Raw genomic sequence first — 19,814 nt, 5'->3', positions numbered from 1 at the left:
CAGCCAAATGGTGTGTAAACGACACAATGCCTGTTTTACTCGGTGAACGCCGTATAAGTGTCGGTGAAATGGGATGGAAAATTAGAGTGGGATGACACACATAGGTGTCTTTAAGGAGATTTTATAGTCTGGTTGACTTGTTACAGGTAGTACTTCTCGCCGTTAAATTTTATTTTACCGGCATCAAGCAATATCCGGATAGCTTCCAGACGTTCTTTTTCTACGCCGCTTTTAATGGAAGTTATCAGATCATCCAGTTCTAAAGGCGCGGTGGTTAGCAGTTGAGCAATTTCTGTGGTAATATCATCCATGATATCAGTGGCGTTTTGCCTGCGCTTTTCTTCGAGGCATACGTCGCATATTCCGCATTTATCAGAGTTAGGTTCATCAAAATACGTTAGTAATAGCTGGCTGCGGCATTGGCTGTGTGAGCAATAAGCCAATACGGCCCTCATTTTATTTAAATAGGTAGCCTTGCGTTGTTCAAGATATTGCTTGTTGATATATAAATTATTGGGGTGCTGTCGTGGTTTAAGATAAGTAACCTGCGGCTGGTCATTTTGCGGGAGGTAGCTTAGTATGCCATATTCCTGCAATTGCTTTAAGCCTTCAATTACCTGCTGCACGCTAAGGTTGCCCCGGCGGGCAACGTCAAACTCCTTTAATCGCACATAATTCTCGAACGCGCCACCGTATGATCTTAATAAGGTTTTAATAAAGCTATCCCAGCCCGCGTTTTGGATCTGGAAGTTATACAACTGCTCATTAAATACCTCAAACCTAAACCGCGAAGGCAAAAACACACTTTCGTTGAAGGACAGGTATTCGGCCTGCTCTAAAAATTTAAGAGCACTTAAAGTCTTTATAACGTCCAGCTTGTACTTGGCGCAAAAAGCGCCCAGGTCAAGGTCAAAGCTTATCCCCGCCCCTGCGCCGTATGCTACCGAGTAATAATTAGACAAGTAATGATAAACCAGCTTTATCTCATCTATCCCCGGGAAGCTTAGCTCAAAGATTTTTTGCTGCCTTGCCTTATCGGCATTATTATGTAATAATATGGCATAGGCTTTCGCTTCGTCACGGCCAGCGCGACCGGCTTCCTGGTAATAAGCTTCCAGGCTTTCGGGCATATCCTTATGTATTACAAAACGTACATCAGGCTTATCAATTCCCATCCCGAAGGCATTAGTAGCTACTATAATACGGGTTTTGTTAGTTTTCCAGCTCTCCTGCTTTTTAGAGCGTTCGTCCGGAGTTAAGCCGGCATGGTAATAATCGGCCTTGATCCCGTTATCGTTATAAAATTTGGCTATCTCGGCACATTCCCGGCGGCTGCGCACATAAACAATGCCGCTACCCTTTACGCCCTTAGCCACGTCCAGCATCTTTCGGAATTTATTCTCCTCGTGCTGTACTACATAACTTATGTTTTTACGTTCAAAGCTTTTCTGGAAAACTATGCCATTTTTAAACTGAAGCTTATCCTGTATATCCTCGCGCACGTCGGCAGTAGCGGTGGCGGTAAGCGCCAGTACTGTTACATCCGGGTGCAGGTTACGCAGATCGTCAATATGCAGATAGGCCGGCCGGAAATCATACCCCCATTGTGAAATACAATGCGCCTCATCAACTGCAAACAGGTTTACCTTCATGTACTTTATGCGTTCCTGCACAAGTTCAGATAACAAACGCTCGGGCGACAGGTACAAAAACTTGACCTTTCCGTAAATACAATTATCCAACGCCAGGTCAATTTCGCGCTTGCCCATGCCGGCGGTTATGGCAACGGCTTCAATCCCTTTCTCCTTTAATGTTTCAACCTGGTCTTTCATCAGGGCGATGAGTGGTGAAATTACTATGCATAATCCTTCCTTTGCCATTGCCGGCACCTGGAAACATATTGACTTGCCTCCGCCTGTAGGCAACAGCGCCAAAGTATCATGCCCTAACAATACAGATTGGATAATATCCTCCTGCATAGGCCGGAAAACATCATGGTTCCAATAAGTCTTTAGTATTTCCTGTATTGTCATTGTTTTGTGGCAATGTCAAAACTATTAATAATGCGTAATAGTTTTAACTTAGCGTTTTAATAAATATTTAACTGATGAAGCTTTTTAAGATAACACTTTTTTTATTAGCTATTACCTGTACCGCACAGGCTCAAAAATGGAACGTAGAGGCGCCCCCCGGCCCGTCTAAAAAAATTACTATCAACACTACCGAGGGTACCTGGATGAACCTGGATGTAAGCCCCGATGGCAAAACTATAGTATTTGACCTTTTAGGTGATATATATAGCATACCCTTTGCCGGTGGCAAGGCCACTTTATTGTCCGGAGGCCACTCGTACGAAGTACAGCCCCGTTTTAGCCCCGATGGTAAATTAATATCGTTTACCAGTGACCGCGAAGGTGGCGACAACATCTGGATAATGAATGCCGATGGAAGCAATAAACATGCTGTAACTAAAGAAAACTTCAGGTTATTAAACAATGCTTCATGGTTCCCTAACGGGCAATATTTAGTGGCGCGTAAGCATTTTACCGGCTCGCGCTCATTAGGCGCCGGCGAAATGTGGATGTACCATAAAAATGGCGGCGATGGTATCCAGCTAACCAAACGCAAAAACGACCAGCAGGATGCCGGCGAACCAACCGTATCGCCTGATGGCAGATATGTTTATTGGAGTGAGGATGTTACCCCCGGCCCCAATTTTGAATACAGCAAAGACCCCAATAAAGGCATTTATGCTATAAAACGCTTAGACCGTGAAACCGGCAAAATTGAAGAGATTGCCGGGGATGCAGGCGGCGCTTGCCGTCCGCAATTATCGCCTGACGGGAAATTATTAGCTTTTGTAAAACGTGTACGGCTAAAATCTGTGCTATACCTGCATAAAATGGAAACCGGCGAAGAATGGCCGGTATATGATGATCTGTCACATGACCAGCAGGAAACCTGGGCAATTTTTGGTGTTTACCCCAATTTTGCCTGGACACCCGACAGCAAGAACATTATTTTTTACGCTAAAGGAAAGATCTGGAATTTAGACACTACAACACTGGGCGCTACCCAAATCCCGTTCGAGGTTAGCTCGGCACAAACCATTACCGAATCATTGCATTTCCCGCAAAAGGTTTTCCAGGACGAGTTTAATGTTAAAATGATAAGGCAGTTAACTACTTCGCCTGATGGAAAACGTGTTGCTTTTAATGCGGCCGGCTATATTTATATAAAGGATTTGCCAGCCGGCGTGCCAACCCGTGTAGATACATTAAGTGATTTTGAATATGATCCGCAATTTAGCCCCGACAGCAAGTCATTAGTATATGTTGGCTGGAGTGATCCTTTGAAAGGTGCTGTCAATATCGTTGACCTTACAACTAAAACTGTAACCCGTCTAACAGCCGATAAGGGGTTCTATTACACACCAAAGTTTTCTAATCGCGGTGATAAGATCATTTACCGCAAAGGCGAAGGTAATGAGGACTTAGGATACGCCTATGGGGTTAATCCGGGGATATATATTATACCTGTAACGGGTGGCACACCGCTGTTGATACTGGACAACGGCATCAATCCGCGTTTCTCTGCTGATGATAGTAAGATCTATTTCCAAAGCCGCGAGGCTGGCAAAAAAGCTTTTAAAGTGATGGATTTAAGTGGCGCTAATCAACGTACGTTGTATACGTCAACCTATACCACCCAGTTCGAGCCAAGCCCGGATGGCAAGTGGATGGCCTTTACCGAGCTGTTTAACTGTTACATAACCCCAATGGTTACTACCGGCAGCCCGCTTGATCTGTCTGCAACCAATAAATCTATCCCGTTAACAAGGTTAACCAAAGATGCCGGAACTTATTTACACTGGAGCAAAGACAGCCAAAAATTAAACTGGACCCTTGGCCCTAAATATTTTAGCCGCGATATTAAGAACGGGATCCCGTTTGTCGAAGGTGGTACTGATAAAGCTACAGGCTTGGATACCGCAGGTATTGATATCGGCTTAAAATTAAAAACCGATGTACCTGATGGCATGATAGCTTTCACCAACGCGCGCATTATCACCATGAAGGATGATGAGGTGATAGAAAAAGGGACCATAGTTATTGATCATAATAAAATAGTAGCTGTAGGTAAAAGCGAATCCATTGAAATACCTGCCGATGCTAAAGTTTATGATATTGCCGGCAAAACCATTATGCCGGGCATTATTGATGTGCATGCGCATTTACACCCCAGCCCTGATGGTGTTTCGCCACAGCAGGACTGGAACTATTATGCAAACTTATCCTACGGTGTTACCACCTCGCATGACCCATCAAGCAATACCGAGATGGTTTTCAGCCAGTCGGAGATGTTGAAAGCCGGCCGTATGGTTGGGCCGCGGGTATACTCAACCGGTAATATATTATATGGTGCAGATGGTGATTTTAAAGTGGTGATCAATAGCCTTGACGATGCACTATCTCACCTTCGCCGGTTAAAAGCAGTGGGCGCATTCTCGGTAAAAAGCTATAACCAGCCCCGCCGCGAGCAGCGCCAGCAAATTATTGAGGCCGCGCGCCAGCTGCAAATGGAAGTAGTGCCCGAAGGCGGCTCAACCTTCTTTACCAACATGAACATGATACTTGACGGGCAAACCGGCATTGAGCACGGCATACCTGTTTGGCCGATTTATAAAGATGTTAAGGCTTTATGGAACGATAGCAAAACAGCTTACACCCCTACCCTTATTGTTAGCTACGGCACCCAATTTGGCGAGAATTACTGGTATGACCGTACCGACGTTTGGAAAGACGAACACTTGCTTAGCTTTACCCCAAAAGCCATAGTTGACGCTCGCTCGCGCAGGGTAACTAAAGCTGAATATGGCGAATATGGCCATATTGAGGTATCTAAATATGTTAAAGCGATAAATGACGGTGGCACTAAAGTTAATTTAGGTGCTCACGGACAGCTGCAGGGCCTGGGCGCGCATTGGGAAATGTGGATGCTTGAACAAGGCGGGATGACACCGTTACAAGTGATCCGTTGTGCTACTATTAATGGGGCATCTTATTTAGGTATGGATAAAGAGATAGGATCATTGGAAAAAGGCAAGCTTGCAGATCTGATCGTATTAAATCAGAATCCATTGGATAATATCCGCTATAGCAACAATATTAAATATGTAATGATAAATGGCCGCTTATACGACTCTGACAGCATGAACGAAATAGGCAACCACGAAAAATTGCGTCAGCGTTTTTGGTGGCAGTTTAGCCGTGGTGACGGGGTTACGTTACCAATTGGTAACACCGAAACCTATTTATTTACAAGTGAGCATGGCGACTAATCGATCATAAATCACAACGCTATAAAACACCAACGCCCGGTTTCTTTCGATTCCGGGCGTTTTTGGTGCATTTAATCTACCTATCACTACTCACTATTCACTCACAATTATCTTTGATATGCCGGGTTAATTTGCATTAGCCGGTTATTAATAAAGCTTTACTATCATTACGTTTAGTATTGTAACGGGTTGTTTTCGTTTTTATTTTATTAACTGCAGGATTAAATCAAGGACTGCGATGTTTTGTTTCACAAAATAGTGGAACAAATGAAACAAGTGAAACAACATTTCGGATTAACTATTTGGTATATAGATATTTACTAAAAATAAGTGAAACAAAATGAAACAACTTTTAAGTCGGCTTATTTATGCAGGATAACTGGTTAATTTGTTAAAAATCAAACAATTGCAATTTATTAATTTTTGAGGGTGAAACACTTTGGGTTAAACAACATATTCTTCAGGAATTTTATAGTTTATATGTGTTTAATCTAATGATAATAAATAAGTTGAATTAATTGATCTGCACATATCCCCCCCACAATCGGGGCTTTTTAACTTTACCTGTCTGGTTAATGGTTAGCTCAAGGGTTATACAATAAAAATCCTTAAGCCAAAAAGGCACAAATTCCAGTTAAAGTTTGCGTTTCTCTAAATAAAAAAATATATTTATATAAGTTAACTATCTAATTAGCAATTAAATAGCAAGCGACTTGGCTAAACCTTTTATATATTTCACAATGCGAAAAAAAATTTCGTTTGCATTTCTGTTTTTAACTATTTCTTTTCGCTTATACAGCCAGGCCTACAAAATGGGTTGTATTGTAGATGATAAGTTAAAATCCGTTCAAACTCTCCCCGCTTTTAAGGGCCTCGGCGATAGTGGCCCACCAGATTCTTACAGCTTAAGAAAATATTGCCCTACCCCCGGCAACCAGGGTAATATTGGTTCATGTACTGCATGGACCCTTGGTTACGGTGTAATGTCTATTAAATATGCTATTGATCATAACATAACTAATAAAACTGATATAGACGATGCTACATTTTCAAGCATGTTTATTTTCAATTCAATTAAAATCACTTCCTGTTATCCGAACTCCAGGGATGTCTGCGGAGGTTGTGGCTCGTCATTTACTGACGGTATAGATTTTTTGAATATTTATGGCAATGTAAAACATAATGAGTTTGACGATTACTCGTGTAACGGCACGATAGCAAGATCTGTTGCCATGGCTGGGGTAAAGAATAAGATTGTAGGAGCATCTACCTTATTCTTTGATCGTACCTATATTTCACAAGAGGATAAAATATCAAAAATAATAGAGCAGCTTTATTATAACAATCCTGTTTTTACATCGCTGACACTTCCTATGATAAATAGTGAGGATAGCTACTTTGGGCTTGATCAATATTTTTATAAGGGCATTTGGACTCCACCCACTTACGCAAGGCCAACACCCGGTGCATCGCACGCATTAACTATTGTGGGATATGACCGTGTTAACCAATATTTTGAAATATTAAATAGTTGGGGAACACGATGGGGAGATCAGGGATTTTGTAAAATATCATTTCATGATTACTTAAAATATGCTTCCTACGCTGGTGTTGTTTTTACGCCGCCACCAGTTATGGATAACTATAGTAATTTAAAATTACAACTGGCAAAATACAAAAGGGTAGGCGGCATAGTACATGAGGACGGAGAAGTAGCTGCCAAATTTAATGGAAGTTATTATGAAGCTACTGCAGATAAAGGGCAGTTATTTAAAATAAACCTGGCGCAATTGCCCGGCAACTACTATATCTATGTAATGAGCTGCGACGAAAAGAATAATTATAATATTCATTTCCCATCAAAAAATGAAAGCCCATATATTTATAAAGGCAATTTAGGTTATAAGATCCCCCAATCATCTGTACTTGCTTTTAACCAGGAAGCCGACAACCTGATAATTTTGCTTTCAAAAAATCAAATACCCGATTTTGAAAATAAGTTTAACCATGCTGTACAGTATAGAAATAGACTATATGAGCATTTGATTGACGAGTTTAACGCCGATGTTGATGGTGCAAATTACAACTTTGATAAATCCAATATATCTATTAAAGTACCTAACGACGCACAGAAGCCCCTCCTATTATTTGTTAATATTAAACGCACTAAATCTTAATGCCATGAAAATACTTACACACTTTATCCTGTTTTTTTTACTCCCCTATGCAGTTATTGCGCAGTCGCAGCCTCAAAGGCTAAATGCCCTGCCTTTAGACCCGGAACTTGATTTTAAAGATATATGCATGATGGCCACCAGCCATCAATTTGCAATAAGCGAAACTGTGGCTAAAGAGGACTTGTCAAAAATTTTCAGCAGCCTTGGCATTGCCGCCAATAATATAGAAGTGATTAAATGCGACAAGCTAAAAAACTCGGCCCTGGCTTATTATGATGATAAAGAAAATCACTATTACATTTTAGTGAATGAAGACCGGCTGACAAACCTTACCGGTAATTACTATGCACATCTTTTTGTAGTAGCACACGAGTTGGGCCACATCATGAAAAAACACCTGGGCCAAAACACCGTAATTACCCAGCCTTACAGAAGAGCAATGGAACTTGAAGCAGATACATATGCTGCAAGTATTGTTAAGAAATTAGGGGGAACAGTTGACGCTTGCAATTACGCTTTACAGCAAATGATACACCCTGCAGACGATACCTATGCTGATCACCCCACGTTAGAGAAACGAATTGAGGCTGTAAAAAAAGGATTTGAAACTACAGACGCGCCGGTAATTAATAAAAATGGTAAAGATTATTTACCCGACCTTAATATTGTTGGGCTAATAGAATATGCCGGCAGCCCCAATATGTATGATATAAATGCTTACAGTAAAGAAACCGGATTGATACCAAGCTCTGTTGTTTATTTCAAGGATAAATATTGGATTTATTGGAAAAAGGATGAGGATGTACAAAATTACAGACTTTATTGGAATTATGACAAATACCCGGACGATACGCAAACTTATTTTGACCAGGGATACAATATAGAATTCATGGAAAAAGTGAATGACAAGTGGTTTTTAGTAATGTTTAAGCGCGCAACACAACTTCCCCAATATACCCGAATTTTACCCAAACAAAATTTGCAGGCTAATTTGAACCCTTATCTTGAAAAAGGATACGCAGTTCAGAATATAATTAATTATGATTTTAATAATTACATGTTTTTGTTGACGAAAAAAGATAATTATAGTTTAGCAGCCTGGACATTAAGCCCCACTTATGCTGATTTTGAAAAATGGTATAAACAAAAAAATAATGAAGGACATACCTATATGTATTGCATGAAATACATAAACAATTTATTTTTTTCGTTTATGACAAACATGCCCGAGGTGTCTAGTTGGTCGGTTACTGTATTCAACGGTTCTGATGCCAGCAATTTAACGGCAATGCTTAACCAAGGTTACAAGATTGACAACATTACCTGCGACGAGTGGATGCGCTTTACTTTACATAAATAACATTCATAATACCTAATCAAACCTCACAATGAAAAAAATCTTAACCATATGCAGCCTTGCGTTAGTAATGCTTGGCATTTGTTTTACTCCGGCAAAAGCGCAGGTACTTAATTTGCCGCCGCCTGTTGATTTAGGCATACAAAACATTTCGCAACAAGACCCTATGTGGTGTTGGGCCGCGGCGGCGCAGCAAGTAATTTATTGGAAAAAAGGCGGGGCTCCAAACCAATGCGAATTGGTTGCTGTGGCCAAAGGGTTTAACGCTCAGTATTGCTGCACGGGTGGCCAATGCAGCACACCCGGTACCTTCGATAATATACGCGGATTAATTTACAATTACGTCGGTACTTATTCAGCATTAGCGGCCCCGGCAAACCCGGACATTATTTATAGTACGTTACGTAATGGAAAAGCTATCATTCTATATCTGCAAACAAGCCCAACCATTGGGCACTTTATAGTTTTAAGGGGAATGGAGTGGATAAATACGCCTTATGGTGTACAAGCCATATTTTATGTAAACGACCCAATGGCCATATTTACAAAGCCGATACCTTTTAGTAACTTGTTAAGTATTTGGCGGGCTGCCATTGTTGTAAACTAACTATAGCTAAAAAGCCCTCCAACAATGGTTGGGAGGGCTTTCTTATATTATCATCAACGCTATCAGAAAATCATCCAATCAACGGTTCAGAATTATCTTTTATCGATAGCAACATATTCTCTATCCACAGCGCCGTTATAAATTTGGCGCGGGCGGCCAATAGGCTCCTTGTTTTGTTTCATTTCTTTCCATTGTGCTATCCACCCCGGTAAGCGGCCCAGTGCAAAAAGTACGGTAAACATATCAGTAGGGAAACCTAACGCGCGATAAATGATACCTGAGTAAAAATCAACGTTTGGATATAATTTACGCTCAACAAAGTATGGATCTTTTAATGCTACTTCCTCCAGGCGTTTGGCTATTTCCAAAACTTCATCATTAATACCCAGTTTTTCCAATATATCGTCGCAGGCTTTTTTAATGATCTTGGCGCGCGGGTCGAAGTTTTTGTAAACACGGTGGCCAAAGCCCATCAGGCGGAACGGATCGTTCTTGTCTTTAGCTTTGTTTATCCATTTATCGGTATCGCCGCCATCTTCTTTAATCTTCTCCAGCATCTCAATAACCGCCTGGTTGGCACCACCATGCAGCGGGCCCCATAAAGCAGAGATCCCTGCAGATACCGAAGCATAAATATTAGATTCGGACGAACCTACTATACGCACGGTTGAGGTAGAGCAGTTTTGCTCGTGGTCTGCATGCAGTATTAATAAGGTGTTCATCGCGCTAACTACAACCGGGTCTATCACTACTTCCTCGGTCAGCTGGCCAAAGGTCATGTTCAGGAAATTGGTTACGTAGTCGTATTTGTTTAAAGGATACATCACCGGGTGGCCCAATGATTTTTTATAAATCCATGAAACTATGGTAGCCATTTTACTAAGCATTTTAATAATGCTTTGGTTAAGCTCCTCTTTAGTTTGGTTTGGTTTTAACGATTCAGGATAAAATGCAGATAATGAACACACCAATGATGACAATTGCCCCATTGGGTGCGAGTTTGACGGGAAGCCGTCAAAAAACTTCTTCATATCCTCGTGCACCAGTGTATGGCGGCTTATCTCGTACTCAAAGTTCTTTAATTGCTCTGCAGTAGGCAGGTTACCGTATATCAACAGGTAAGCAACTTCAATAAAGGTTGATTTTTCTGCAAGCTCTTCAATAGCGTAGCCGCGGTATTTAAGCACTCCTAATTCGCCATCTAAAAAAGTAATACCGCTTTGGGTAGCACCTGTATTTTTATAACCGACATCAAGCGTTACAAAGCCGCTTTGATCTCTTAACTTAGAAATATCAATAGCTTTTTCGCCTTCTGTACCCTCAATAATCGGAAGATCATATGTTTTATCACCTATTGTTAACTGTGCTGTGCCTGACATAGAAAGAATTTTGTATATGCAACAAATATATGTAAATCTGCGTATAATTTTGTGGTACCTATGGTTGTGTAATTGTAAAAAAGTTGTCTTACAAAACTTATTTTTATTCAATAGTATGCATTTGGTATATTCGTACGTAAAATCTATCGCAAAAAACAACTATTAATGGCAGTAAAAGGCGGGCTATTTTTATTTATCGAAAATTATAGCATATACCTTTCATTAGCTATAACTGCACTCACAGCAGCTACAATGGGCATTTTTTATAAACGCAGTATCCGTAATGCGGTAAAGCGGCATACTGCTCAATTACCCAATACACCCCAACAACTTAACGCGCTTATCAACTCTTTAAATGATATTATTTTTGAGTTTGATGAAAATAAAATATGCCTGAACACCTGGTTTAATGATTTTACCCAACCTGTGGTAGACCCCCGCCAATTAATAGGTAAAAAAATTGAGGATCTTTTAGGCAAAGAACGTGCGCTTAAGTTTAACGACTCGCTGGACTATGTTATAGCCAACAGGAAACCGACGTCGATAGAATACCTGTCTGAACACGGCACAGGTAAGTGGTTAACCGCTAAACTAACACCTGTATTTGACCGGCAGGGTAACTACACTCACCGCATATCAGCCTCGATAAGCGATATATCCGCGCAAAAAAACTACGCCGAGGCTTTAAAAGAAAAAGAGCGTTTATTGCTGGAAGCCCAAACCGTTGCAAAAATTGGCAACTGGCTGTTTGACAGCGACACCCGCGAGACCGATCTATCGGCCAACCTGCTTGCTATATTAGGCACAGAATACATCCCCGACAATATTGAAAAGGTTGACTACTATTTAGGTCTTGTTCATCCTGATGACCGCGAGGCCTGTCATCAATTTTTATTTTCGATGGCTACCTCCGTTCTAAAAGAATTTGAGCACCGCATAATTACGTCTGCAGGCAAATTAAGATATATCAGGATTATATTGGGTAACAAAGTATTAAATGACGATGGTACCCTTAGGCGGATATTTGGGATTATACAGGATATCACCGAGAATAAACTATCAGAAAAAGCAATAAAAAAAGGCCGGGCCGAATTGATAGAGGCGCAAACAATAGCTAAGATAGGTAACTGGAGCCTTTATACCGATACCCGTAAATTAAAATACTCTGATGAGATCCGCGATATTTTTGAAGCAGACCCGGGCGTGCTGGTACACTTAGGTATAATACGCCTGCTTTTAACCTATGTGCATAAAAACGATAGATTTATTTTACAGCATTTATTTAAAAGCGCCACTACCATTGCCAATTATACCTGCGTTTTCAGGATAATAACACCCGGTGGCACCATAAAATATTTAAGTGTGATAATTGGCACCATCTTGAGAAATGATAATGGCGTACGCAAAATAATAGGCACGCTGCAGGATGTCACCGACCGCAAACAGGTAGAAATAGATTATAAACGCACCGAGAATAAATATAAGCTGGTATTGGAGACCATTAAAATGGCTGCAATATCATTAGATAGCACGGGCCACATTACTTTTTGCAACCAACACCTGGCTAATTTACTGGGTTATACCCAAAAAGAAATTTTGGGTATGCAATGGGTAGATAATTTTGTTCCGGACGAATTAAAAGAAAGTATTGGTGCTATGCTTACCAATAATGCCGTACCGCAGCAATACACCAACCCTGTTGTGTGCCGTAATGGCGAGCAACGCATAATTAGCTGGCAAATTACCATGAGCTTTGACGAAAATGGCTTATTAAAAGAAACCACAAGTATAGGCGAGGATATAACGGATCAGCAAAAAGCAACTTTAGAGCTGATATCGGCAAAAGAGCTTGCCGAAAAATCCTCACGGTTCAAATCGGATTTCTTATCCATAATGAGCCATGAGATAAGGACGCCAATGAACGCGGTTATAGGTACCACCAACCTATTGATAAGCGACGACCCGCGGCCCGAGCAAATGGAGTATTTGAATATCCTTAAATTCTCGGGCGAAAACCTATTATCTATTATAAATGACATTTTAGATTATAATAAAATAGAAGCCGGTAAATTAGAATTGAACGAGCTGAAATTTAATGTCCACACGCTCACAAAAAAAATAAACCAAACCTTTGCGGCTAAAGCTCTTGAAAAAGGGTTAACAATTGAGTTGAATATTAACAGCGACGTTCCGGAGTATTTAATAGGCGACCAGATGCGCCTGAGCCAGATATTAAATAACCTGATTAGTAACGCCGTTAAATTTACAGTGAAGGGCAAAATTACGATAGATCTGCGTACCGTACGGATGGACAGTAACCAGGTTACTATTAAATTTACCGTTGCGGATACGGGCGTAGGTATAGCGCCTGATAATATCGACATCATATTTGACCCATTTGTACAAGAACCCGCAATTAACAATCATAACAATAACGGCGGTACCGGCCTGGGGCTGGCTATAACCAAACGGCTGGTAAACCTGCACAAAAGCGATATCTCGGTAGTTAGCAAACCGGGAGAAGGCGCCACTTTTACATTTGCAATAGCATTTAAACTGCCCGAAGCCGAAATTAAAGGCGATTTGCTTGCCGATAACGCGCCAATGCTTAACCTGCATGGCATGAGTGTATTGATAGTTGACGATAATAAAATGAACCTGTTGATAGCATCAAGGTTCCTAAAAAAATGGCAGGCTACTGTAGACGAGGCATTGAACGGACAAATTGCCGTTGATATGGTTAATGAAAAGATTTACGACCTGATTATTATGGACCTGCAAATGCCTGTTATGGATGGCTTTGAAGCTACAGAGGTTATTAAAAAAACGCATCCGCTGGTGCCTGTAATAGCGCTCACGGCCGACGCGATGCCCGAAACCTATACTAAGGCATTAGCCGCCGGCATGAGCGATTATTTAACCAAACCTTTTATACCGGCTATATTTTTCGAAAAAGTGTCGAGGTATTATAAGGAGGTGTTTTGAGTTATGAGTGGTGAGTTTTGAGTGGTAGGCTTTTATTAACTCACCACTCACCACTCACTACTCACTACTAATTAGATCTTATCGCTTCAACCGGGTCAAGTTTTGAGGCGAACCAGGCCGGCACTATCCCTGATATTAACCCGATACCGATAGAGTAAACTATACCTATTATTATATTTTTGGCATACAGCACAATCTCCATATCGGCTGTCCATTTTATAATTAAAGTGCCGGTGTATACCATCAGGATCCCAATTATCCCCCCCATTAAACAAAGTATAATTGATTCGATCAAAAACTGCAATAATATAAAGTAGTTTTTAGCACCCAGTGATTTTTGGATACCGATGATATTGGTGCGTTCTTTTACCGATACAAACATAATGTTGGCAATACCAAAACCGCCTACCAGCATTGAGAACAAGCCAATTATAAAGCCGGCAACGTTAATTATCTTGAATACCATGTCTAATTGGTCAGAGAGCATGGTGCTTTCATTTAAAGCGAAGTTATCATCCTGGTTTGGCCTCAGGCTGCGGATTGAACGCATTAAGCCTTTTAGTTCGCCTTTAACATCTTCTATTGGTATGCCATCCTTACCCCTCACAACAATTGACGGGCGGTACCGCTCATTCTGCACATCAATTATATTATGGGCAAAGTTTAGAGGCAGCAATACTTCTTTATCTGCCGAGATGCCCAGCATATCTTTACCCTCTTTGGCAAACACGCCAATGATAGTAACATACCTGCCCATTACTTTTATTTTTTTTCCAACGCCTGTGCCACCCGGGAAAAGATTCTCGGCAATATCGTTACCAATTATAGTAACCGGCGCGCCCGTTTGCGATTCCATTTCGGTAAAATAGCGGCCGTCCTGGAAATCAAAGTTCCAGGTTTTGTTGTGTTCCTGGGTACAGGCATCAACCTGTGCGCCATCAACTGTATTACTTCCGTATTTTATGGTACGGTTGTCTATCCCTATTTCGTATGATATGGCCAGGGCAGTCTGGCTGCGTTGTTGCAGTTCGCGCCAGTCTTTTAGCTTGGCAACGGGGCGCTGCATAAATTTCCACCACGGGTATTCGCCGTCTGATACCCAAGGCCATTTTTCTACATATACGCTATTGCTGCCCAATTTATTAACGCTTTTTTGCAGGTTGTCACGCAAGGTGTCAACCGCCGAAAAAACCGCTATTATGGTAAATATACCAATGGTAACACCCAATAATGATAGCATTGTGCGCAGCTTGTTTTGCCTTAAAGCATCAAACGCAAATAGAAAGCTTTCCCTGAAAAGTTTTAAAAATATCATATACCGCGATTACACCGATTTTTGATTGATTTCACAGATGGCAAACCCAATCAGAAAAACATTGTTATACCTTAGATGTTTATACAGGCATTAAGTTACACCAATTAGTTAATAAGCCTAAAAATAAATCAGTTTACTTAAATCAGTGCAATCAAATTCAACAATCGGTGCAATCGGCCAAATAATCGGTGCAATCCACAATAATTATTTGTACATTTGCGCCCTGAAAATTCATATATATAAGCATGAAATTATCTCAATTTAAATTCAATTTACCCGAATCATTAATTGCACATTCGCCCGCTGCTACCCGCGATGAATCCCGTTTAATGGTATTACACAAAGATTCAGGCAAAATTGAACATAAGGTTTTTAAAGACGTACTGGATTATTTTGATGATAAGGATGTTATGATCCTTAACAATACCAAAGTATTCCCGGCCCGTATGTACGGTAATAAAGAAAAAACAGGAGCTACTATTGAAGTATTCCTGCTAAGAGAATTAAATAAAGAATTACGTTTATGGGACGTGCTGGTTGACCCTGCACGTAAAATACGCGTGGGTAACAAACTATATTTTGGCGACGACGACTTGTTAATTGCCGAAGTTGTTGACAATACGACCTCGCGTGGCCGTACTATCCGCTTTTTGTTTGACGGCACAGAAGAAGAGTTCCGCCGTAATGTAGAGATATTGGGCGAAACGCCACTACCAAAATATATTAAACGTAAAGCTACTGCCGAGGATAAAGAGCGTTACCAAACCATTTTTGCTAAACACGAAGGCGCTGTTGCAGCACCTACTGCAGGTTTACATTTTAGCCGCGAGCTAATGAAACGCCTTGAATTAAAAGGTGTTGAGTTTGCCGAAGTTACACTGCATGTGGGCTTAGGTACTTTCCGCCAGGTTGAGGTGGAGGATCTGACCAAACATAAAATGGACTCTGAGCAGATCATCATCGAGCAAAAACAAGCCGACATTGTGAACCGTGGCCTTGAGCATAAAAGACGTATTTGTGCTGTAGGTACAACCAGCATGCGTGCTATCGAGTCGGCTGTATCAGCTGCCCATACATTAAAACCGGTTAACGATTGGACCAGCAAATTCATATTCCCACCATACGAGTTTAGCATTGCTAACTCAATGATCACCAATTTCCATACACCAGAGTCGACTTTATTGATGATGGTTTCGGCTTTTGGCGGTTATGAAAATGTAATGAACGCGTATGAGGTAGCGATAAAAGAGAAATACCGCTTTTACAGCTACGGTGATGCGATGCTGATAATATAGTTTTGAGTAATGAGTTTTGAGTATTAAGTTTACATTGATACTCAAAACTCATCACCCATCACTCAAAACTAAATGAAAAACTACGCCATTATAGTAGCCGGTGGTTCGGGTAGCCGTATGTTATCCGCGGTGCCTAAACAGTTTATGCCGTTAAAAGGGGTGCCTGTGTTAATGCATACCATGCTGGCCTTTTATAATAGTAACGCTAAACCGGCAATTATTGTGGTATTGCCCGCCGCCTACCATAACCATTGGACGAAATTATGCGAGATGCATGATTTTACTATTCCCTACCAATTAGTTGCCGGTGGCGATACGCGTTTCCATTCTGTTAAAAAAGGGTTGGATTGGATACCTGATGGTGAGGATGCTATAATTGCAGTGCAGGATGCCGTACGCCCGCTTACCAGCCCCCAGATAATTGATGAGTCATACCAACATGCTGCAACAAATGGCAATGCCGTGGTGGCCGTTAAAAGCCGCGACTCGATAAGACAATTAAAAAATGATGTTTCGGTAGCTTTAACCCGCGATGAGATCTACCTGGTGCAAACCCCGCAAACATTTCAATCAGCGCAGCTAAAAAAAGCCTATCAACAACCTTTCGACCCTAAATTTACTGATGACGCCAGTGTTGTTGAAGAAACGGGGATCAAAATCCATTTAATAACAGGCAGCTACCAGAACATTAAAATAACTTTTCCTGAAGATATCGCTATCGCAGAATTGTTGATGAAAGGTTAGGGTTAATCCTTAGGCGTATCATAATAAACCAGCTTGCCGGTTTTAGAGCCCGCGGCGGCCCAGGTATTTGTATTAAATTCTATTAACGCTACGGCACCCGGCGGCACATCACGTATTTCGCCTGTAAGATAATAAAGCACCTGCCCTATCCCGGGGTTATGGCCAACCAACCCTATAAAATCGTAAGCATCGTTTAACCCGCTAATAATATCAACTAATTGGTTTTGGCCGGCATCATAGATCCCTAAAATTTCTTCGGCAGCCGGTAGCTCCAGGTGCTGCGACAGGACATTAGCTGTGCTTAGCGTACGCAATGCCGGGCTGGCTACCAATAATTGCGGTACATGGCCTGTTTCTTTTAAACGCCCCGCCATTATAGCGGCATCCTGTAAACCCGATGGTTTTAACGGCCGTTCAAAATCAACAAACCCAGTTTCGTGTGTGGCTTTAGCGTGCCTAACCAATAGTAGCTTTTTCATAAAAATCGAATTATTTAAACAGGTAGCCTAAACCGATAGAAAACTCCCTGTTTCTTACAACACTTGTCCCCGTATCTTGTTGCGTGGTTGATGCAATATTATTTAACCCCAATGCAAAAGCCATATTAAAGGTCACCCTGTTGCGAAACTCAAACCCGGTTGTGAAATTAAGCCCGGTATCAAACCTGGTAACATCATCACTTTTGCCGAATTTAATTTTATCTGCAGTGTTTGTGCCCGGTGTTTCGTAATCAAGGGTTCCTCCTATGCCACCCGCCACATATCCGCCTGCGCCTAAATAAAAAATCCCGAGATCTGTAAAGGTAAACTTGCGCAACACGTTAACAGGAATTTCGACATAAGTTAAGTGCGTGGTGGTTGTTAAAGCGTCGTTATACACTCTCGAGCCCTTACCCGCGATACCCAGGCCGGCTTCCAGCCAAAACCTGTTTCCGATGGGCATTTGTGCAATCCCCCGTATGTTAAATGTGGTGATAGAACTGGTTGACAGGATCTCCTTATTTTCTATTTGCTGATAAGCAAAGCCACCCGAAATTTTGAACCCATAGTTTAATTTTTGTGCATTAGCATATAAGCTGGCAACAGCTATAAACAGGGTGATAATTATTGCTTTTTTCATGACAGCTAATTATTTACAAATTGGGTGATACCCTGTTCGGGGATATCATGCATACATTTAAAATGGCCCAGCGGGCAAGCCGGTAATCCAAATTTTGAACATGGCCTGCAAGGCAGCTCAATAGCGGCTACCAATACTTCTTTTACTTTATAAGGTTGTACACCTAATAACTCCGGAACGGTGCCACCCCATATAGATACTATCGGCACGTTAAACGCTTCGGCGATATGAGTTAACCCAGTATCAAAACCAATTACTTTTGCAGCTTTTGATACCAAAAATACAGATTCATCCAATGATGTTAGTCCACAAGCGTTATAAATTTTAGCGCCTATTGCTCTCGCAATAATATCGCCGTTATCTTTCACATCGTTACCCCCTAATAATACAATCGGCTTATCTATCGCATTACATATACTGATGATTTTGTCATTAGGCATCCGCTTGGTAAAATGCGTAGCGCCAATAACAAAAGCAACAAAATTTTCCTGGTGGGACAGCGGCAATAGTTTATTAAGCTGATGATCTGCCTTTATATAATAATCTATCGGCTGGTTATCGTTTGTAACTTTTAAAAATGCTACTGTCTGTAAATACCTGTCAACCAAATGCACGGGCGGCACCAGTTTTAAGTTAAACTTCAGGCTTAACCACTTGCGGATGGTTTGCTTTTTATAGGTTGATGATTTAACACCCGTACGCAATTTAATTACAGCAGTACGCAGATTATTATGCAGATCGATAATATAGTCGTAGCCTTCCGCCTTAATATCGTTTATGGTTTCAGATAAATTTGGTTTTAATAGAAGCAGTTTATCAACGTAAGGATTATTGTCGTATATGTATTTAAAGGCTGGTTTGGTGATGAAATGTATTTCGGCACCGTTTAGCTGTTTTTTAAGGCATCGCACAACGGGTGTTGTGTATATGATATCGCCCATCGAGCTAAAACGGATAACCAGTATCTTCATTTTCTTCTCCCTATGTCTCCTGATTTTTGATGCGTTGTATAATAGATGTTGACGAGTAGCCTTCAACCAAATCAATTGTTAGCACTTCGCCGCCGTTTGCAATTACCTCTTTAGCACCAACTATGTTATCAACGGTATAATCGGCCCCCTTAACTAAAATGTCGGGCAGTAAAGCTTTAATTAAATCTAGCGGTGTATCCTCTTTAAAAACAACAATACCGTCAACAAAAAACAAGGCCGCCAATAATGCCGCGCGATTGGCTTGATCGTTTATCGGGCGATCAGGGCCTTTAAGCCGTTTTACCGAGGCATCGGCATTTAAGCCAATTATCAGTTTGTCGCCTAAATTAGCCGCTTTTGCCATGTAGGTAATGTGTCCTATATGCAATATGTCGAAAACACCATTGGTAAAGACAACTTTTTCTCCCTCACTTTGCCAAAAATCGACTTTACTTTTAAGGGTTTCCAGACTGCATACCTTGGCTAATAACGCGCGTTCAAAATCAATTCCTATCGGCATAACA

14 protein-coding genes are annotated in these 19,814 nt (G+C 41.2%); 7 read left to right on the top strand and 7 right to left on the bottom strand.

What is annotated here, in order from left to right:
• Positions 1 to 140: 140 nt before the first annotated feature.
• Positions 141 to 2,033, bottom strand: coding sequence for a RecQ family ATP-dependent DNA helicase (locus ABIB50_RS26010; protein ID WP_429384849.1), 1,893 nt, complete (start codon positions 2,031 to 2,033; stop codon positions 141 to 143).
• 74 nt (positions 2,034 to 2,107) lie between these two features.
• On the opposite strand from ABIB50_RS26010, the gene ABIB50_RS26005 reads away from it, so the two are divergent.
• The 4 genes from ABIB50_RS26005 (at position 2,108) to ABIB50_RS25990 (ending at position 9,482) form a co-directional block, all read left to right on the top strand.
• Positions 2,108 to 5,341, top strand: a complete 3,234-nt coding sequence (locus tag ABIB50_RS26005) for an amidohydrolase family protein (RefSeq protein WP_429384846.1) — start codon at positions 2,108 to 2,110, stop codon at positions 5,339 to 5,341.
• Positions 5,342 to 6,081: 740 nt separating this feature from the next.
• A complete protein-coding gene (locus ABIB50_RS26000; RefSeq protein WP_429384844.1) occupies positions 6,082 to 7,518 on the top strand; it encodes a C1 family peptidase in 1,437 nt (478 codons plus the stop codon).
• 4 nt (positions 7,519 to 7,522) lie between these two features.
• Complete coding sequence (locus ABIB50_RS25995; RefSeq protein ID WP_429384841.1) at positions 7,523 to 8,878, top strand: M48 family metalloprotease; 1,356 nt, start codon at positions 7,523 to 7,525, stop codon at positions 8,876 to 8,878.
• 28 nt (positions 8,879 to 8,906) lie between these two features.
• A complete protein-coding gene (locus ABIB50_RS25990; RefSeq protein WP_429384838.1) occupies positions 8,907 to 9,482 on the top strand; it encodes a papain-like cysteine protease family protein in 576 nt (191 codons plus the stop codon).
• 92 nt (positions 9,483 to 9,574) lie between these two features.
• Here the strand turns inward: ABIB50_RS25990 and ABIB50_RS25985 are convergent, their stop codons facing one another.
• On the bottom strand, positions 9,575 to 10,861 hold the full coding sequence (locus ABIB50_RS25985; RefSeq protein ID WP_429384836.1) for a citrate synthase: 1,287 nt from the start codon (positions 10,859 to 10,861) through the stop codon (positions 9,575 to 9,577).
• Between the two features lie 165 nt (positions 10,862 to 11,026).
• On the opposite strand from ABIB50_RS25985, the gene ABIB50_RS25980 reads away from it, so the two are divergent.
• The gene (locus ABIB50_RS25980) at positions 11,027 to 13,846 is read left to right on the top strand and encodes a PAS domain S-box protein (RefSeq protein WP_429384834.1); all 2,820 of its coding nucleotides are present in this window, start codon (positions 11,027 to 11,029) and stop codon (positions 13,844 to 13,846) included.
• Positions 13,847 to 13,913: 67 nt separating this feature from the next.
• Here the strand turns inward: ABIB50_RS25980 and ABIB50_RS25975 are convergent, their stop codons facing one another.
• A complete protein-coding gene (locus ABIB50_RS25975; RefSeq protein ID WP_429384832.1) occupies positions 13,914 to 15,161 on the bottom strand; it encodes an ABC transporter permease in 1,248 nt (415 codons plus the stop codon).
• Between the two features lie 245 nt (positions 15,162 to 15,406).
• Here ABIB50_RS25975 and queA point away from each other — a divergent pair, with 245 nt between their 5' ends.
• Both queA and ABIB50_RS25965 read left to right on the top strand, forming a co-directional pair.
• Entirely contained in the window at positions 15,407 to 16,456 is a 1,050-nt protein-coding gene (gene queA / locus ABIB50_RS25970; RefSeq protein ID WP_429384830.1) for a tRNA preQ1(34) S-adenosylmethionine ribosyltransferase-isomerase QueA, read from the top strand.
• A gap of 72 nt (positions 16,457 to 16,528) precedes the next feature.
• Complete coding sequence (locus ABIB50_RS25965; RefSeq protein ID WP_429384829.1) at positions 16,529 to 17,200, top strand: 2-C-methyl-D-erythritol 4-phosphate cytidylyltransferase; 672 nt, start codon at positions 16,529 to 16,531, stop codon at positions 17,198 to 17,200.
• A gap of 2 nt (positions 17,201 to 17,202) precedes the next feature.
• Here ABIB50_RS25965 and ABIB50_RS25960 read toward each other — a convergent pair whose 3' ends face one another.
• Genes ABIB50_RS25960 through rfaE2 form a run of 4 tightly spaced genes read right to left on the bottom strand, consistent with a single transcriptional unit; the run spans position 17,203 to position 19,810 of the window.
• Entirely contained in the window at positions 17,203 to 17,679 is a 477-nt protein-coding gene (locus tag ABIB50_RS25960; RefSeq protein WP_429384827.1) for a SixA phosphatase family protein, read from the bottom strand.
• A 10-nt stretch (positions 17,680 to 17,689) separates the two neighbouring features.
• The gene (locus ABIB50_RS25955; protein ID WP_429384825.1) at positions 17,690 to 18,319 is read right to left on the bottom strand and encodes a porin family protein; all 630 of its coding nucleotides are present in this window, start codon (positions 18,317 to 18,319) and stop codon (positions 17,690 to 17,692) included.
• Between the two features lie 5 nt (positions 18,320 to 18,324).
• Complete coding sequence (locus tag ABIB50_RS25950) at positions 18,325 to 19,290, bottom strand: glycosyltransferase family 9 protein (protein WP_429384823.1); 966 nt, start codon at positions 19,288 to 19,290, stop codon at positions 18,325 to 18,327.
• A gap of 10 nt (positions 19,291 to 19,300) precedes the next feature.
• The gene (gene rfaE2, locus ABIB50_RS25945; RefSeq protein ID WP_429384821.1) at positions 19,301 to 19,810 is read right to left on the bottom strand and encodes a D-glycero-beta-D-manno-heptose 1-phosphate adenylyltransferase; all 510 of its coding nucleotides are present in this window, start codon (positions 19,808 to 19,810) and stop codon (positions 19,301 to 19,303) included.
• Between the last annotated feature and the right edge of the window lie 4 nt (positions 19,811 to 19,814).

The organism is Mucilaginibacter sp. UYCu711 (assembly GCF_050433825.1).
Lineage (GTDB): Bacteria > Bacteroidota > Bacteroidia > Sphingobacteriales > Sphingobacteriaceae > Mucilaginibacter.
This window is presented reverse-complemented; position numbering and strand designations above follow the sequence as displayed.